This window comes from Bradyrhizobium sp. sBnM-33, from assembly GCF_032917945.1.
In the GTDB taxonomy this organism is placed as follows: Bacteria; Pseudomonadota; Alphaproteobacteria; order Rhizobiales; family Xanthobacteraceae; genus Bradyrhizobium.
On sequence record NZ_CP136624.1, the window covers coordinates 8,645,171 to 8,660,248 of the forward strand.

The following is a 15,078-nucleotide window of genomic DNA, read 5'->3' on the forward strand; positions in this document are numbered from 1 at the left end:
GGTTACCTCCTCATCAGGAAACCTAATGGGCTGCGTATAGCTCCCACGCCAGATGCCGTATGTGACGTACTTCACAGATGTCGATTTGTAATGGAGAACCCGTGACCGGAGCCGAACTGAAGAAACTTCGCCAGCATCTCGGTGAGGCCATCGGCCAGCCGCTGTCGGTGGCCGACATGGCCAAGCTCTGCGGGTTGCCGGCTGCAGACGGCGCCGACACCATCCGTAAATGGGAGGTCACCGGTCCGACAGGGCCGGTGGCGGAGCTGTTGCGCATCCTGGCGATGGCCAGCGACCACTATCCGATCCTCGAAATGTTCAACGTGTTCGACCGCCACGACGTGCCGGTGAAAGATCGCCCGGCGCGCCGGCAAGCCTTCCGTGAACAGATGCGCAGCGACGTGCGGCGCCGCATTGGTTAATCAAAGCTTGCCAGAAGCGCCTTGAAATTAAGACTTTGCTTACCTTTGATTAGGCCTTCGTTAAGTACGAAAAACGTTTGTCCACCAATGGGTTGGGTTATAGGCCGCTGTCACCTCGGAGTGACAGCATTTTAGATAAAAGCTGTCTATCTGCGTGGCCATGGATGACGCCGGCACGCGGTGTCGCCGAACGGTTTTCGGAGACAGCAAAATGAAGAAGATCCTCGCCGCCCTCGTGGCCTTCGCAGCCCTCACTGCCGCCGCGCCCGCCTCTGGCGCCGACCTTGGCGCGCGCTATTACAAGCAGCCCGCTTATACGCCGGCGATGGTCGCCGCCCAATGGACCGGCTTCTATATCGGCGGCCATCTCGGCGGCGCTTTCAGCGGCAGCCACGACTTCAACGGCGCGGTGCTGAGCGACTCCAGCGCCCGACTGCTCGGCGGCATTCAGGCCGGCCTCGATTGGCAGTTCGCGCCGAACTGGGTGCTCGGCACCGAAGGCCAGTATTCCTGGCTCGGCAAGAATAACCTCACCGCCACCTTCCCCGGCGGCTACGTCTACACCAACGATCAGCGCGGCCTCGGCTCGGTTACCGCCCGCATCGGCTACACCTGGGGTGCAGGCCTCCTCTACGTCAAAGGCGGCTACGCCTATTCCGACAACCGCGAGAGGCTGACGCTCGCCGGCGCGCCGATCCCCTTCCTGCTCGATGGCAACCACAGCCACGGCTACACCGTCGGCGCCGGCGTCGAATACATGTTCGCCCCGAACTGGTCGGTCAAAGGCGAGTACATGTATTACGATTTCGGCAGCACACGCTTCGAGAGCCCCGCCGCGCTGGTGCCGTTCGGCAGCTTCCACAATGACGACCACACGCTGAAGGCCGGCGTCAATTATCGCTTCAACTTTGCCAGCCCCGTCGTGGCACGCTACTGAGCGCTTTCAACTGAGAATTGCAGAAGGCCGGCTTTTAAGCCGGCCTTTTTGTTTTTGTTCATCCGCCTGCGGATTTTTCCGGTGTGCGGAAAAATCAAGGGCGGCAAACGCCTGCCAGTAAAATTACGGCGAAAAACGTTCGGTTTTTCCAAACTTGTTAACCGGGTATCGCGATACTGCCGGGCGAGGAAACATCTCAAGGTAGCGTGGACGGGGCAGCGGGCAGATGGCGTTATTCAAATCAGGGCTCAAGGGTTTTCGCTTCGGCGTCAGGGGCAGTCTGTTTGCCGCCTTCGCCGTCATCGCCGGCATGGCGATCGTCATCTCTGCCGGTGCCGGACTGATGCTCGGGCGGCTTGGCGGGACCATGGTGGACCTAAGCGGACGGGATATTCCCCGCCTCGCCGCCAGCCTGCAACTCTCGGCGCAAAGCGCGAGTCTCGCCAGCCAGGGGCCGGCGCTGCTGGCTGCGCGCAGCGAGCAGGCGCTGAACGATCGCACCAGGAAAATGAAGGAGACCCAGACGGTCGCGCTGCAGAAGCTCGGCGAGATCGTCGAACTCGGCGCCGACAAGGCGATCGTTGCCGCGCTCACCGAGAACATGAAGAGCATCGATGAGGTGATCAAGAGCCTCGGCTCGGCTGCGCAAGAGCGGCTCGAACTCGCCGCCCAACACGAAAGACTGTACGAAGCGGTGCGCAAGGCGCAACGGCGCTTCATCGCCGCCGCCGGCCCCGCCGCGATCGACGCCCAGACCGAACTCTACAGCATCTACGCCGCGCCCAACTTCTCCCAGGCCGACGCGATCAAGGCCCACAAGACCGCCGACCAGCTCGCCGACATCGCGGCCAGCGGCAATATGATGGCGTTCGATATGATCGCCGCGCTATCGGCGACCAACGGCGATACGCTCGAGGCCATCGGCAAGGATTTCCGCACCGCGCAGGCACGCGTGAAGGCGAATGCCGAAGCGCTGCCCAAGACGACCGCAACGAACGTCGTCCGGAAAGCAACCCTCGACCTGCTTGCGCTCGCCGACGGCAAGGCCGGCATTTTCAAGGTTCGTCAGCAGGAATTGGATGCGGATGATTTCGGCCAGACGATCCTGGAGGAAACCCGCAAGCTCAACGTCGGCCTCGGCATCAGCGTCCAGCAGCTCGTCGATGGCGTGCAGAAGGAAACCGACGCTGCGGCCTGGCAGGCGCGTCAGGAGATCTCGTTCGGGACCATGGTTATGCTCGCGCTCGGCGTGGCGACACTGGTTGGTTCGATCCTGTTCGTCTGGCTCTATGTCGGCCGCAACATCCTGCGGCGGATCAGCAACCTGCAGCGCTCGATGCAGTTGCTGTCCAGCGGCGATCTCGAAACGGATGTCTATCAGAGCCACCAGCAGGACGAGATCAGCGCCATGGCCGATTCGCTGCAGGTGTTCCGCGAGAGCATGATCCAGAGCCGCGCGCTCTCCGCCGAGCAGGACAAGGACCGCATCGCCAAGGCGGAGCGCGCCTCCCGCATGGAAGCCCGCATCGTCGAGTTCGAATCCACCGTTCGCACCGCGCTCGACAGCCTGCAGACCGCGGCGGGTTCGATGCAATCGACCGCGCAAAGCATGTCGGCGACCGCCGATCAGTCCAGCGCGCTGGTGACCGCGGTCGCGACCGCCGCCGAGCAGACCTCGGCCAACGTGCAGACCGTGTCGTCGGGCACCGAGGAATTGTCCTCCTCGATCGAGGAGATCGGCCGTCAGGTCATTACCTCGGCGGAGATAGCCCGCAAGGCGGTCGACGATGCCGGTGCCACCGACGCCACCATGCAGGGGCTCGCGGATAACGCAGCGCGCATCAGCGTGGTCGTCGACCTGATCCAGACCATCGCCTCGCAGACCAACCTGTTGGCGTTGAACGCCACCATCGAAGCGGCACGCGCCGGCGATGCCGGCCGCGGCTTTGCCGTGGTCGCCTCCGAGGTGAAGAGCCTCGCCAACCAGACCGCGAAGGCCACCGACGAGATCCGCCAGCAGATCGTCAGCATGCAGACGGTGACGGAGACGGCGGTCTCCGCGATCCGCAACATCAGCACGACGATCAGCGAGATCAACGAAGTGACCACCGCGATCGCGGCCGCGGTCGAGGAACAGGGTGCGGCGACGCGCGAAATCGCGCGCAACATCCAGCATGCCGCGGGCGGCACCAGCGAAGTCTCCAGCAACATCGTCGGCGTCTCCAGCGCCTCGGCGCAAGCCGGAACCGCCGCCGGCCAGGTACTGACCGCCTCCGACGCACTGCGCCGCGAGGCCGACGTGCTGCGCGAGGAGATCGACGCGTTCCTGTCGAATATTAGGGCGGCGTAACAACCACATACGCGCCGTCATTCCGGGGCTATGCGAAGCATAGAACCCGGAATCTTGAGATTCCGGATCTGGTGCTAACGCACGATCCCGGAATGACAGCCAGCCCGTTTTTCGGCTAGCGCGGCGCCGCCTCTACCGCTAAGCCAGTAGCATGCATTCGAAAACCGATACGGTGCAGTCCTCGGCCGAGGCACTGCGATACCCCTTCGAGAACCACCCCGGCCATGATCAGGTCGTCGAGGTGGTGCCCGGCGTGCTCTGGGTAAGGCTCAAGCTGCCGTTCCGGCTCAACCACGTGAACATCTACCTGCTCGCCGATGGCGATGGCTGGGCGATGGTCGATTCCGGCTTCGGCAATGAGGAATCCATCGCCGCCTGGACCACCCTGTTCGAGGGGCCGCTGCGGCATGTGAAGATCACGCGGCTGATCGTCACCCATTCGCATCCCGATCACGTCGGTCTTGCCGGGTGGATCGTCGAACGCTTCGACTGCCCGCTGCAGATGTCGCAGGTCGAATACCTGCAATCGGTCTATCACCAGAACCGCGGCACCGAGGAGCGGCGCAACGCACAGCGGCTGTTCTTCCGCCGCCACGGCATGGACGAGGGCCTGACCGACAGATTGCTCGGCCGCGGCCAGGACTATTTGAAGCGGGTTTCGGTGCTGCCGCCGTCCTACCGGCGCATCTCGCATGGCGACGAAGTCGTGATCGGCACGCGGCGCTTCAAGGTGATCACCGGCGGCGGCCATGCGCTCGACCAGGTGATGCTGTACTGCGCCGCCGACAAGCTGTTCCTGTCGGCCGACCAGGTGCTGAGCAAGATTTCGCCAAACGTCAGCGTCTGGGCGGTCGAGCCCGACCAGAACTCGCTTGGTGAATATCTGGCTTCGCTGGCGAGCCTCACCACGACGCTGCCTTACGATGTGATGGTGCTGCCCGGCCACGGCGTGCCGTTTTACGGGCTGAAGACGCGCATCAAGCAGCTCGCCGATCATCACGAGGATCGCTGCCGCCTGATCGCGGAGGCCTGCCGGGAAGTGCCGCAGACCTCGAAGGACCTAGTGCCGGTCGTGTTCCACAAGCACGTGCTGGACGAGCACCAGATGGGCTTTGCCGCCGGCGAACTGGTCGCGCACGTCAATTATATGCTGGTCGAAGGACGCCTGACCTGTGAAGTCAGCGACGGCGTGCTGCGATTCCGCACGACCTGAGCGGCCGGCCTGCGCTGCCGCCTTGCGCAACTCGACCTGACGGACACGGGCTCCCCTACTCAGGCGCTAGATGAAAGCGGAGATTGGCGGCGTTGCCGGGCTATTAGCAGCGCGTCGACGTCGGGCGACCGTACCACCGTTCCGTCATGGGCGAAGGTCTCGTGGTTGGCCTCGATCGTCCCTGGGTCGTAGAGGTAATTGACCATGATACCGAACGATTCCTCGATGCCGCGGGGCGCGGCATTGCCGAGCCAGTTGATGCGCTCCAGCCGCGCGCCGTTGCCGAGATGGAAGCGCGCGACCGGATCGATCGGCGGCTTCGATGAGACCTCGCGTGTCAGATAGGTCGCACAACGGTGCATCAGCCAGGGACGTAGCGCCTCGCTCCGCGACGCGTCGCGCCACCATGCGTCGGTCTTGAGTTCGGTCAATGCCGCAGCCTCGGCTTCGCTCGCGTCCGCCAGCGTGGTCAGCCAGCGTCGAAAGCCCGGCACCGGCGACAAGGTGGAGAAACGGGTCAAATGCGGCAGCTCGGCCTTCAATTCCTCGACCACCTGCTTGATCAGGAAATTACCAAACGAAACGCCGCGCAGGCCGTCCTGGCAGTTCGAGATCGAATAGAAGATCGCGGTGTCCGCGCGCCGCGCCCGCTGCCGCGCGGTATCGTCGTCGCCGTCCTGTACAAGTAGCGGCTGCACCGCTCCAGCGAGCCCCTCGACCAGCGCGACTTCAACAAAAATCAGGGGTTCGCCCGGCAGTGCCGGATGAAAGAAGGCAAAGCAGCGCCGATCGGGCGCCAGGCGGCGGCGCAGATCATCCCAGCCCTGAATCTCATGCACCGCCTCATAGGCGATCAGCTTGTCGAGCAGCGCCGCCGGCGACTGCCAGTCAATCCGGCGCAGTTCGAGAAAGCCGCGGTTGAACCAGGATGCGAACAGATGCTTGAGATCACCATCCAGCGACTTCAGGACCGGCTCGTCGCGGAGATGTGCCGCCAACTCCTTGCGCATCGCGACGAGCGCACTGGTGCCCCCGGGTGCCATGTTCATTCGCCGCAACAGCTCCTGCCGCGGCGGATCGGCTGCTTGCGCCAGCCGCGCCGCGCTCTCGGCCGTGGCACCGGCAAGATAGATTTGCGCGGCCGCCCGCAACGCCGCGGCGTCGGGCAGGAAGTTGGTGGCGAGATAGCGCTGGAAGCGGCGGCGATCGTCGGCTTCGAGGTCCCGCAGGACGTCGTGGAGCTCGCGCGCGACCACTGCGCCGGAGGCTTCGCCGCGTTCGGACAGCAAGGCTGCCGCGAGCCGTTTCGCCTGATCAAGCGGCGCGATCGCATCGCACGCCGATCCGGCGTCGGCGCTGCTGCTGAGGCCGAGCGAAATCCGAAGTCGCTCCAGCCAGGACGACCCCGGTTGCGCGTCGCGAAAACTGCCGGTTCGGGCGTTCTTCATGACCTTATCCTTCTGCGGAGTGGATCGTCGGCTTTGCCCGGACATCGGCCGTTGCGGGCTTCGCGACTGACGGCCGAAGGAATTTCGCCGGCGGCTCGTAGAGGCCGCCGGAGCATGTGACGAGGTCGTCGATCGTCTGCGCGGCGAGCAGATCGCGAGTTGCCGTCGTGATGTCGATGCCGAGATCGGATGGCCGCATCACGATGCCGCGCTTGCGCAAATCCTCGGCCACGTCGGCCGACCGCGCGCGCCCGAATTCCGTGTCACCGGCAATGGCGCGCAGCGCCGCAGCGCGTTCCTCCGCCGAACGGCAAAGCAGGAGATTTGCGACGCCTACCTCGGTGATGACGTGCGTGACGTCATCGCCGTAGATCATCACCGGCGGCAATGCGAGGCCCGCGGCCGCCGCCAGGTCGAACGCATCTAACCGTTCGACAAAGCTCGGCTCGCCATTGGGCTGCCGGGTCTGAACCATCTGCACGACAAGCTTGCGCCCGCGTATGGTTTCGCCGGCCTCCCTTCCCGCGCGCAACCAGGCCGGACTGTCGTGACGGCGCCCGCGCGCATCGGCGCCCATATTTGGCGCGCCGCCGAAGCCGGTGATCCGGTCCTTCGTTGCCGTGGAACTGTTACCCTCCGCGTCGATCTGCAGGGTGCCACCGATGAAGAGGTCGCAGGCATATTGCCCGGCGACCTGGGCCAGCGCGCGGTTCGAGCGCAGATTGCCGTCCGCACCGACCGGGAAAACATCCGGTCGGCTCGACATGTAGCGTTCCATACCGAGTTCGGAGCCGAAGCAGTAGACGCTCTCGACAAAGCCGGCCTCGATCGCCGGGATCAGCGTCGGGTGCGGATTGAGGACGAACTGTTTCGCGACCGTGCCCTTCAATCCGCGCGAGGCGGCGAACGTCGGCAGGATGAGTTCGATCGCCGCGGTGGCGTAGCCGATCCCGTGATTGAGTCGCCGCACCTGATAGGGTTCGTAGACTGCGGCGACGGCCATCATGGCCATCAGGATGTTTTGCTCCCTGATCTTGGCGGGGTCGCGCGTGAACAGGGGTTCGATCGCGTAGGGCTTTGGAGAAGGCACGACAACGTCGACCCAGTCGCCGGGGATGTCGACCCGCGGCAGCACGTCGACGATCTGATTGACCTGCGCCACGACGATACCGCCGCGGAAAGCAGCCGCTTCCGCGATCGTCGGCGTGTCTTCGGTGTTCGGGCCGGTGTAGAGATTGCCGTGCCGGTCGCCCTTGTCGGCGACGATCAGCGCAACGCGCGGCGTGAGGTCGACCAGCATGCGGGCATAGAGCTCGAGATAGGTGTGGATCGCGCCGATCTTCAGCGCGCCGGCGCCGACCAGCTCGGCAAGCTTGCGGCTTTGCGGCCCGGCAAAGGCAAAGTCGAGCCGCCTTGCGATGCCGCGCTCGAACACGGCCAGATGGTCGGGAAGTGCCAGGACCGACTGCACCATGTGCAGATCGTGCACGCGCGCCGGGTCGACATTGGCAAGTGCCGCGGCGAGGAAATCGGCTTGCTTCTGATTGTCGCCTTCGATGGCAACGCGGTCGCCGGGTTCGATGAGCGCTTCAAGGAGCTCGATCGCACGGCCGGGCGGACAGATTTTTCCACTGTCACCGCAGACGTACACCGCCCGCGCCAGGCGCTCGCGGCGATTGGCCGATCGCGGGTTTTGTTGTTCCAACATGGTTGCAGCCGTTCCGTTTGATCTCTCCGGCTTGCCGATGAGCGACACGTAGAGGCGGCCAATTGATTATAAAAACGATATTTCGTAATATGACTGATCGCAAATATCGATCAATGGACCGTGCTCGAACTCGACCTGCTCAAAACCTTCGTCGCGGTCGCTGAATGCGGCGGCTTCCATCGTGCGGCCGAGCAACTCCACCTCACGCAATCCACCGTTAGCCAGCACATCAAGCGCCTGGAGCTCGAGGCCAAACGCCCACTATTCCGCCGCACCACGCGCGCGGTGGCGCTGACCGATGACGGCGAGATGCTGTTGGGCGATGCGCGGCGGCTGCTGCAGCTAGAGGAGACGGCGCGTCATCGTCTCACCGCGCCGCAGCTCTCCGGCACGGTGCGCCTCGGCGCCGTCGAGGAGGTGGCCGGCGGATCGCTGCCTCCGGCGCTCGGCCGCTTCGCCAGCCTGCACCGCCATGTGAAGCTCGAAGTGCAGATCGGCGTCAGCTCGGAACTGATCGAACTGCTCAACCGGGGACGGCTCGACGTCGTGCTTGCCAAGCGTCCGCTCGGCACGTCGCGCGGACGCCTGGCTTGGCGCGAACCGCTGTTGTGGGCGGCCGCTGAGACGTTCGATCTCGTTCCCGGCGCGCCGCTTCCGCTGGCGCTTTATCGCGAACACTCGGTATCGCGCGAGGCGGCGCTGCGGGCACTGCGCGGTAGCGATGCATCTTGGGAGATCAACTACACCAGCCCCAGCCTGACCGGAGTACGCGCCGCGGCGCTGGCCGGCCTTGCCATCACGCCGCTTCCGGCCAGCGCGATCACGAATGGCCTGCGTGTTCTCGGGGTCTCCGATGGATTACCGCCCCTGCCCGATCTTGAATTCGCGATCTTTGAAAGAGCCCGCCCCGCAGCCGCCGTGGCGGCGCTGGCCGAGGCGCTAGCCACGCTTGTCCAATCCGCAGATCACCGCGCCGCGGGCACGCCTGCGAAACGCATCTAGCGTGTTGATCTAGATCAATTTTCACCCAGCCTCAGTAGCGTCCCGGAGGCGCGCCGAAATGTGGGAATTCGCATAGACATCAAAGCTGGAAAGGCTCTAAAAAGGCCCGACGCCAATACAGCCGGTTCCGTTCCAGGTCTTGTGATGGATTACAGCAAATTCTTCCACGTCGCCCTCAACCGCCTGCATGACGAGCGGCGCTACCGCGTTTTCGCCGACCTCGAGCGGATCGCAGGCCGGTTCCCGCATGCGGTCTGGCACTCGCCGAAGGGTAGGCGCGACGTCGTGATCTGGTGTTCCAACGACTATCTCGGCATGGGCCAGCACCCGAAAGTGGTCGGCGCCATGGTCGAGACCGCGACCCGCGTCGGTACCGGCGCCGGCGGCACCCGCAACATCGCCGGCACCCATCATCCGCTGGTGCAGCTCGAGCGGGAATTGGCCGACCTGCATGGCAAGCAAGCCGCGCTGCTGTTCACCTCGGGGTACGTCTCGAACCAGACCGGCATCTCAACGATCGCAAAGCTGATTCCGAACTGCCTCATTCTATCTGACGCGCTGAACCACAATTCGATGATCGAAGGCGTCCGCCAGGCCGGCTGCGAGCGGCAGATCTTCCGCCACAACGACCTCGGCCATCTCGAGGAACTTTTGATCGCTGCAGGCCCCGACCGGCCCAAGCTGATCGCCTGCGAGAGCCTTTATTCGATGGACGGCGATGTCGCTCCGCTTTCGAAGATCTGCGATCTCGCGGAGAAATACGGCGCCATGACCTATGTCGACGAGGTCCATGCAGTCGGCATGTACGGCCCGCGCGGCGGCGGCATTGCCGAGCGCGACGGCGTGATGCACCGCATCGACGTGCTCGAAGGCACGCTCGCCAAGGCCTTTGGCTGCCTCGGCGGCTATATCGCCGGCAATGCCGAAATCATCGACGCGGTTCGCTCCTACGCGCCAGGCTTCATCTTCACCACCGCCCTGCCGCCGGCGATCTGCTCGGCCGCAACGGCTGCGATCCGGCATTTGAAGACCTCGAACTGGGAGCGCGAGCGCCACCAGGACCGCGCCGCCCGGGTCAAGGCGATCCTCACCGCCGCAGGACTGCCTGTCATGTCAAGCGAGACCCATATCGTGCCGCTGTTTGTCGGCGATCCCGAGAAGTGCAAGCAGGCCTCCGACATTCTCTTGGAAGAGCACGGGATCTACATCCAGCCGATCAACTATCCGACGGTCGCCAAGGGCACCGAGCGGCTGCGGATCACGCCCTCGCCCTATCACGATGACGGCCTGATCGACCGGCTTGCGGAAGCGCTGCTGCAGGTCTGGGAACGCCTTGGGCTGCCCGTGAGACAGAAATCGCTGGCGGCCGAGTAACCTACCCGCCCTAATCCCTTCGAATTGGGCCGAGGCGCCGTGCGCTGCCGGCCCAAAGCGTCTATATTCACCGCTTCCGGCCATGGCGTTTACGAGCGTCCCGGCTGACGTGAAGAACACACGTCCGCATCAAGCGCCGGGAGAGGGAGACCCGCAGCGATGCTGCACGACTGGGGCGTAATCGCCGCCGCGTTCGCCTATATCGGACTGCTGTTCGTCGTCGCGAGCTACGGCGACCGCCTGTCGCCGAGCCAGCGCGGCCGCGCCAGCATGCTGATCTACCCGCTGTCGCTGGCGATCTACTGCACCTCCTGGACATTCTTCGGTTCGGTCGGCTTCGCCACCCGCACCAGCGTCGACTTCCTCGCCATCTATGTCGGGCCGATCCTCATGATCGGGCTTTGCACGCCGCTGTTGCGGCGCGTGATCCAGCTCGCCAAATCGCAGAACATCACCTCGATTGCCGACTTCATCGCGGCGCGCTATGGCAAGAGCCAGGCGGTCGCCGCCACGGTGGCGATCATCGCGATCGTCGGCTCGGTGCCCTACATCGCCCTGCAGCTCAAGGCCGTGGCATCGTCGCTGGAGACCATCCTGACCGAGGACAAGCTGTTCTCGTCGATTCCGTTGATTGGCGACATCGCGCTGGTCGTGACGCTGGCAATGGCGGCATTCGCCGTGCTGTTCGGCACCCGCCAGACCGACGCCACCGAGCACCAGCACGGCCTGATGCTGGCGATCGCCACCGAATCCATCGTCAAGCTGGTGGCCTTTCTCGCCGCCGGCGCTTTCGTTACCTTCTGGATGTTCACGCCCGTCGAGCTGATCGAACGCGCGATGAAAACGCCGGAGGCGGTGCGCGCCATCAGCTACGTGCCGTCGATCGGCAATTTCCTGACCATGACGCTGCTGTCGTTCTGCGCGATCATGCTGCTGCCGCGCCAGTTCCACGTCAGCGTGGTCGAGAATTCCAGCCCCGAAGAGGTCAATCGCGCCCGCTGGCTGTTTCCGCTCTATCTGATCGCCATCAACCTGTTCGTGATCCCGATCGCAATCGCCGGTCTCGTCACCTTCCCGTTCGGCGCGGTCGACAGCGACATGTTTGTGCTGGCGCTGCCGATCGAAGCAAACTCTCCGTTGCTCAGCATCGCCGTATTCGTCGGCGGCCTGTCGGCCGCGACCGCAATGGTGATCGTGGAGTGCGTCGCGCTTTCCATCATGGTCTCCAATGATATCGTGCTGCCGCTGGTGCTGCAGCGGAGCCCGGCGACGCGCGACGGCGGCAAGGATTTCGGCGACTTCCTGCTGCGGATCCGGCGCTTTGCAATCTTCGCCATCATGGTGATGGCGTATTTTTACTATCGCGCGCTCGGCAACACGCAGCTCGCGGCAATCGGCCTGTTGTCGTTCGCAGCGCTTGCCCAACTGGCTCCGGCCTTCTTCGGCGGCCTGTTCTGGCGCCAGGGCACGGCGCGCGGCGCCATGTGCGGCATGCTGGTCGGTGTGGCCGTGTGGGCCTACACGCTGTTTCTGCCGAGCTTCCTGGAGGGCAATCCCACAGGCCTGCTGCTGCTGCAACAGGGACCCTTCGGCATCGAGGCGCTGCGTCCGCGAGCGCTATTCGGCGCCGATCTGCCGCCGCTGATGCATGGCGTGCTCTGGTCGCTTTCGCTCAACATCCTGACCTACATCGTGATATCGCTCGCGCGCCAGCCGTCGTCGATCGAGCGGCTGCAGGCGGATCTGTTCGTACCGACCACGCTGGCGCCGATTGCGCCGACCTTCCGGCGCTGGCGTACCACCGTTACAGTGCAGGACATCCGGAACACGGTCGCGCAATATCTCGGCCCCGACCGCGCCCGCGATGCTTTCGAGGCCTTTGCCGCCGGCCGTCCCGGCAATCTCGATCCAGCCGCGCCCGCCGATTTCGAGTTGCTGCAGCACGCCGAACGCCTGATCGCCTCCTCGATCGGGGCGGCCTCGTCGCGCCTCGTGATGTCGCTATTGCTGCGCAAGCGCACCGTCTCCGCCAAGGCCGCGCTAAAGCTGCTCGACGATTCCCACGCCGCGCTGCATTTCAACCGCGAGATCCTGCAGACCGCGCTGAACCATGTGCGCCAGGGTATCGCGGTTTTCGATGCGGATCTGCAACTGATCTGCTCGAACGCCCAGTTCGGTGAAATTCTGGCGCTGCCGCCGCACCTCGTGCAGCTCGGCATTCCCTTGCAGGAAATCCTCGAATTCATGGGCGCGGTCAGCGCATCCGGCGCCGGCGATCCCGATACGTTGCTGCAGCGGCGGCTGGAGGCCTACACCACCGAGGGCGAGCCCTATCTGGAACGCCTGGCCGACCGCCACATGGTCATCGAGGTTCGCTCCAACCGGATGCCGGGTGGCGGCCTCGTCATCACCTTCTCGGACGTGACCCCGAGCTTCGAGGCCGCCGAGGCGCTCGAGCGCGCCAATGCGACGCTGGAAAAGCGCGTGCGCGACCGCACCGAGGAGTTGACGCGCCTGAACTCCGAACTGGCGCAGGCCAAGAGCACCGCGGAGGACGCCAACATCTCGAAAACGCGTTTCCTGGCGGCCGCCAGCCACGACATCCTGCAGCCGCTGAATGCGGCGCGGCTCTATGTGACGAGCCTCGTCGAGCGGCAGAACGGCGGCGAGGATTCCCGCCTGGTCGAGAACATCGACGACTCGCTGGAGGCGATCGAGGAGATCCTCGGCGCGCTCCTTGACATCTCGCGGCTCGATGCGGGGGCAATGACGACCTCAATCTCAAGCTTCAAGATGGCCGACCTGATGCGCTCGCTGGAGATCGAGTTTGCGCCGATCGCCCGCGCCAAGGGGCTGGAGCTGACCTTTGTGCCCTGCTCGCTGCCGGTGCAATCGGACCGCTCGCTGCTGCGGCGGCTGCTGCAGAATTTCATTTCCAACGCGATCAAATACACCCCGCGCGGGCGCGTGCTGGTCGGCTGCCGCCGCCACGGACGATCCCTGCAGATCGCCGTCTACGATACCGGCGTCGGCATTCCCGTGATGAAGCGTGGCGAGATTTTCAAGGAGTTCCACCGCCTCGAGCAGGGCGCGCGGATCGCCCGCGGCCTGGGTCTCGGTCTATCGATCGTCGAGCGGCTGGCGCGCGTGCTCAACCACGGTATCGCGATCGACGCCAACGCCAGCGGCGGCTCGGTGTTTTCGGTGACCGTGCCGATCGCCAAGGCGATCAACCATACCGCTGCCGTGACGAGCGCAACGCCGCTGTCGAAGACGCCGATGAGCGGCGCCCTGATCGTCTGCATCGAGAACGATCCGGCGATTCTCGATGGCATGAAGACGCTGCTGACGGCCTGGAACGCCGAGGTGATCGCGGTTGCTGACCCGGAAGCCGCGATCGCCGCGATCGAATCGTCCGGCCACGGCGTGACCGGCCTGTTGGTCGACTATCATCTCGACCGCGGCAACGGCGTTGCCGCGATCCGCGAAATCCGCCGCCGCTTCGGTGAAAACATCCCGGCTATCCTGATCACGGCCGACCGCAGCCCGAACGTCCGCGCCGCCGCGCGCGAGGAAAACATCGCGATCCTCAACAAGCCGGTCAAGCCGGCCTCGCTCCGTGCCCTGCTGGGCCAGTGGCGCGCGCAACAGATGGTGGCGGCGGAGTAGCTGCCGTCATTGCGAGATCATAGGATGGGTGGAGCGCAGCGATACCCATCACCTCGCCACGTATTCAACGCCGCTCGCCAAACTCCCGTCGAGGCCGGAAGAAACTGCCTCCAGCGACGAAATTGCAGCGGTAGTCGGTCATGCGAGCATGCTCGTGCGGTGATGGGTATCGCTGCGCTCCACCCATTCTACGGTCATCACGCCGTCGGCGTGCCCTGGCGCCATTGGCCGCCGGAGATTTTCGCTGCAGCGATCACCGCCTGCGTGCGGCTTTCGACGCCGAGCTTCTGCAGGATCGCCGAGACGTGGGCCTTGATGGTCGCTTCCGACACGCCGAGCTCGTAGGCGATCTGCTTGTTGAGCAGCCCCTCCGACAGCATCATCAGTACCCGCACCTGCTGCGGGGTAAGCGTCACGAGGCGGTCGCGCAGCCGCGTCATGTCGGGGTCGCTGGCCGAGGAGAGATCGGTGTCCGGCGGCACCCAGACGTCGCCCTCCATCACCTTCATGATGGCGTCGCGCAGCGTCTCGACGCCGAAGCGCTTGGGAATGAAGCCGGAGGCGCCGAAATCCAGCGACCGCCGGATCGTGGCCGCATCGTCGCTGGCCGACACGATCACCACCGGGATCGCCGGGTATTGCGCGCGCAGATAGATCAGCCCCGAGAAGCCCGAAATCCCTGGCATCGTGAGATCGAGCAGGATCAGGTCGACGTCGGAATCCCGCTCGAGCAACGCCGTGAGTTCGTCGAAGGTGCCGGCTTCGCTGACGGCGGCCGAAGCCACGACACTGGCAACCGCCTGCCGCAGAGCGTCGCGGAACAGCGGATGGTCATCGGCGATAACGAGGTGGGTATTGGCAGCAGCAATCATCTGTTCCGGGCGCCGACAAGAGGTCGGGAAAGCATGCAAGTCGTTGCTGATTGACAGCAATTTGATTGTCCACTGTCGGGAAG

10 protein-coding genes are annotated in these 15,078 nt (G+C 64.6%); 7 read left to right on the forward strand and 3 right to left on the reverse strand.

Annotated features, from left to right (window positions below):
• Positions 1-101 precede the first annotated feature (101 nt).
• The 4 genes from RX328_RS40630 to RX328_RS40645 all read left to right on the forward strand — a co-directional run bounded on the left by RX328_RS40630 (position 102) and on the right by RX328_RS40645 (position 4,922).
• On the forward strand, positions 102-422 hold the full coding sequence (locus RX328_RS40630) for a helix-turn-helix domain-containing protein (RefSeq protein WP_213246424.1): 321 nt from the start codon (positions 102-104) through the stop codon (positions 420-422).
• Between the two features lie 211 nt (positions 423-633).
• Positions 634-1,359: an outer membrane protein gene (locus RX328_RS40635; RefSeq protein WP_213246423.1), complete on the forward strand. Its 726-nt coding sequence runs from the start codon at positions 634-636 to the stop codon at positions 1,357-1,359.
• Positions 1,360-1,585: 226 nt separating this feature from the next.
• Complete coding sequence (locus RX328_RS40640) at positions 1,586-3,709, forward strand: methyl-accepting chemotaxis protein (RefSeq protein WP_213246421.1); 2,124 nt, start codon at positions 1,586-1,588, stop codon at positions 3,707-3,709.
• Between the two features lie 151 nt (positions 3,710-3,860).
• Positions 3,861-4,922 carry an MBL fold metallo-hydrolase gene (locus tag RX328_RS40645; RefSeq protein ID WP_213246419.1) on the forward strand — a complete coding sequence of 354 codons (1,062 nt, stop codon included), beginning with the start codon at positions 3,861-3,863 and terminating at the stop codon, positions 4,920-4,922.
• A 59-nt stretch (positions 4,923-4,981) separates the two neighbouring features.
• Here the strand turns inward: RX328_RS40645 and RX328_RS40650 are convergent, their stop codons facing one another.
• Positions 4,982-6,370, reverse strand: a complete 1,389-nt coding sequence (locus RX328_RS40650; protein WP_213246417.1) for a malonyl-CoA decarboxylase — start codon at positions 6,368-6,370, stop codon at positions 4,982-4,984.
• A 4-nt stretch (positions 6,371-6,374) separates the two neighbouring features.
• Entirely contained in the window at positions 6,375-8,078 is a 1,704-nt protein-coding gene (mdcA, locus tag RX328_RS40655; RefSeq protein WP_213246414.1) for a malonate decarboxylase subunit alpha, read from the reverse strand.
• 120 nt (positions 8,079-8,198) lie between these two features.
• Between mdcA and RX328_RS40660 the strand changes: the two genes are divergently transcribed.
• From RX328_RS40660 to RX328_RS40670, 3 genes are all read left to right on the forward strand, one after another.
• Complete coding sequence (locus RX328_RS40660) at positions 8,199-9,080, forward strand: LysR substrate-binding domain-containing protein (protein ID WP_213246412.1); 882 nt, start codon at positions 8,199-8,201, stop codon at positions 9,078-9,080.
• Between the two features lie 144 nt (positions 9,081-9,224).
• Positions 9,225-10,454, forward strand: coding sequence for a 5-aminolevulinate synthase (hemA, locus tag RX328_RS40665; RefSeq protein WP_213246410.1), 1,230 nt, complete (start codon positions 9,225-9,227; stop codon positions 10,452-10,454).
• A 159-nt stretch (positions 10,455-10,613) separates the two neighbouring features.
• The gene (locus RX328_RS40670) at positions 10,614-14,123 is read left to right on the forward strand and encodes a PAS domain-containing hybrid sensor histidine kinase/response regulator (RefSeq protein WP_213246408.1); all 3,510 of its coding nucleotides are present in this window, start codon (positions 10,614-10,616) and stop codon (positions 14,121-14,123) included.
• Positions 14,124-14,320: 197 nt separating this feature from the next.
• On the opposite strand, the gene RX328_RS40675 is transcribed toward RX328_RS40670, so the two are convergent.
• On the reverse strand, positions 14,321-14,992 hold the full coding sequence (locus tag RX328_RS40675) for a response regulator (protein ID WP_213247042.1): 672 nt from the start codon (positions 14,990-14,992) through the stop codon (positions 14,321-14,323).
• Positions 14,993-15,078 lie beyond the last annotated feature (86 nt).

Bases quoted from the DNA above. Each gene is read 5' to 3' on its own strand.
- RX328_RS40670 (WP_213246408.1), top strand. From the start codon at position 10,614: ATGCTGCACGACTGGGGCGTAATCGCCGCCGCGTTCGCCTATATCGGA.
- RX328_RS40645 (WP_213246419.1), top strand. From the start codon at position 3,861: ATGCATTCGAAAACCGATACGGTGCAGTCCTCGGCCGAGGCACTGCGA.
- RX328_RS40635 (WP_213246423.1), top strand. From the start codon at position 634: ATGAAGAAGATCCTCGCCGCCCTCGTGGCCTTCGCAGCCCTCACTGCC.
- hemA (WP_213246410.1), top strand. From the start codon at position 9,225: ATGGATTACAGCAAATTCTTCCACGTCGCCCTCAACCGCCTGCATGAC.
- RX328_RS40650 (WP_213246417.1), bottom strand. From the start codon at position 6,370: ATGAAGAACGCCCGAACCGGCAGTTTTCGCGACGCGCAACCGGGGTCG.
- mdcA (WP_213246414.1), bottom strand. From the start codon at position 8,078: ATGTTGGAACAACAAAACCCGCGATCGGCCAATCGCCGCGAGCGCCTG.
- RX328_RS40640 (WP_213246421.1), top strand. From the start codon at position 1,586: ATGGCGTTATTCAAATCAGGGCTCAAGGGTTTTCGCTTCGGCGTCAGG.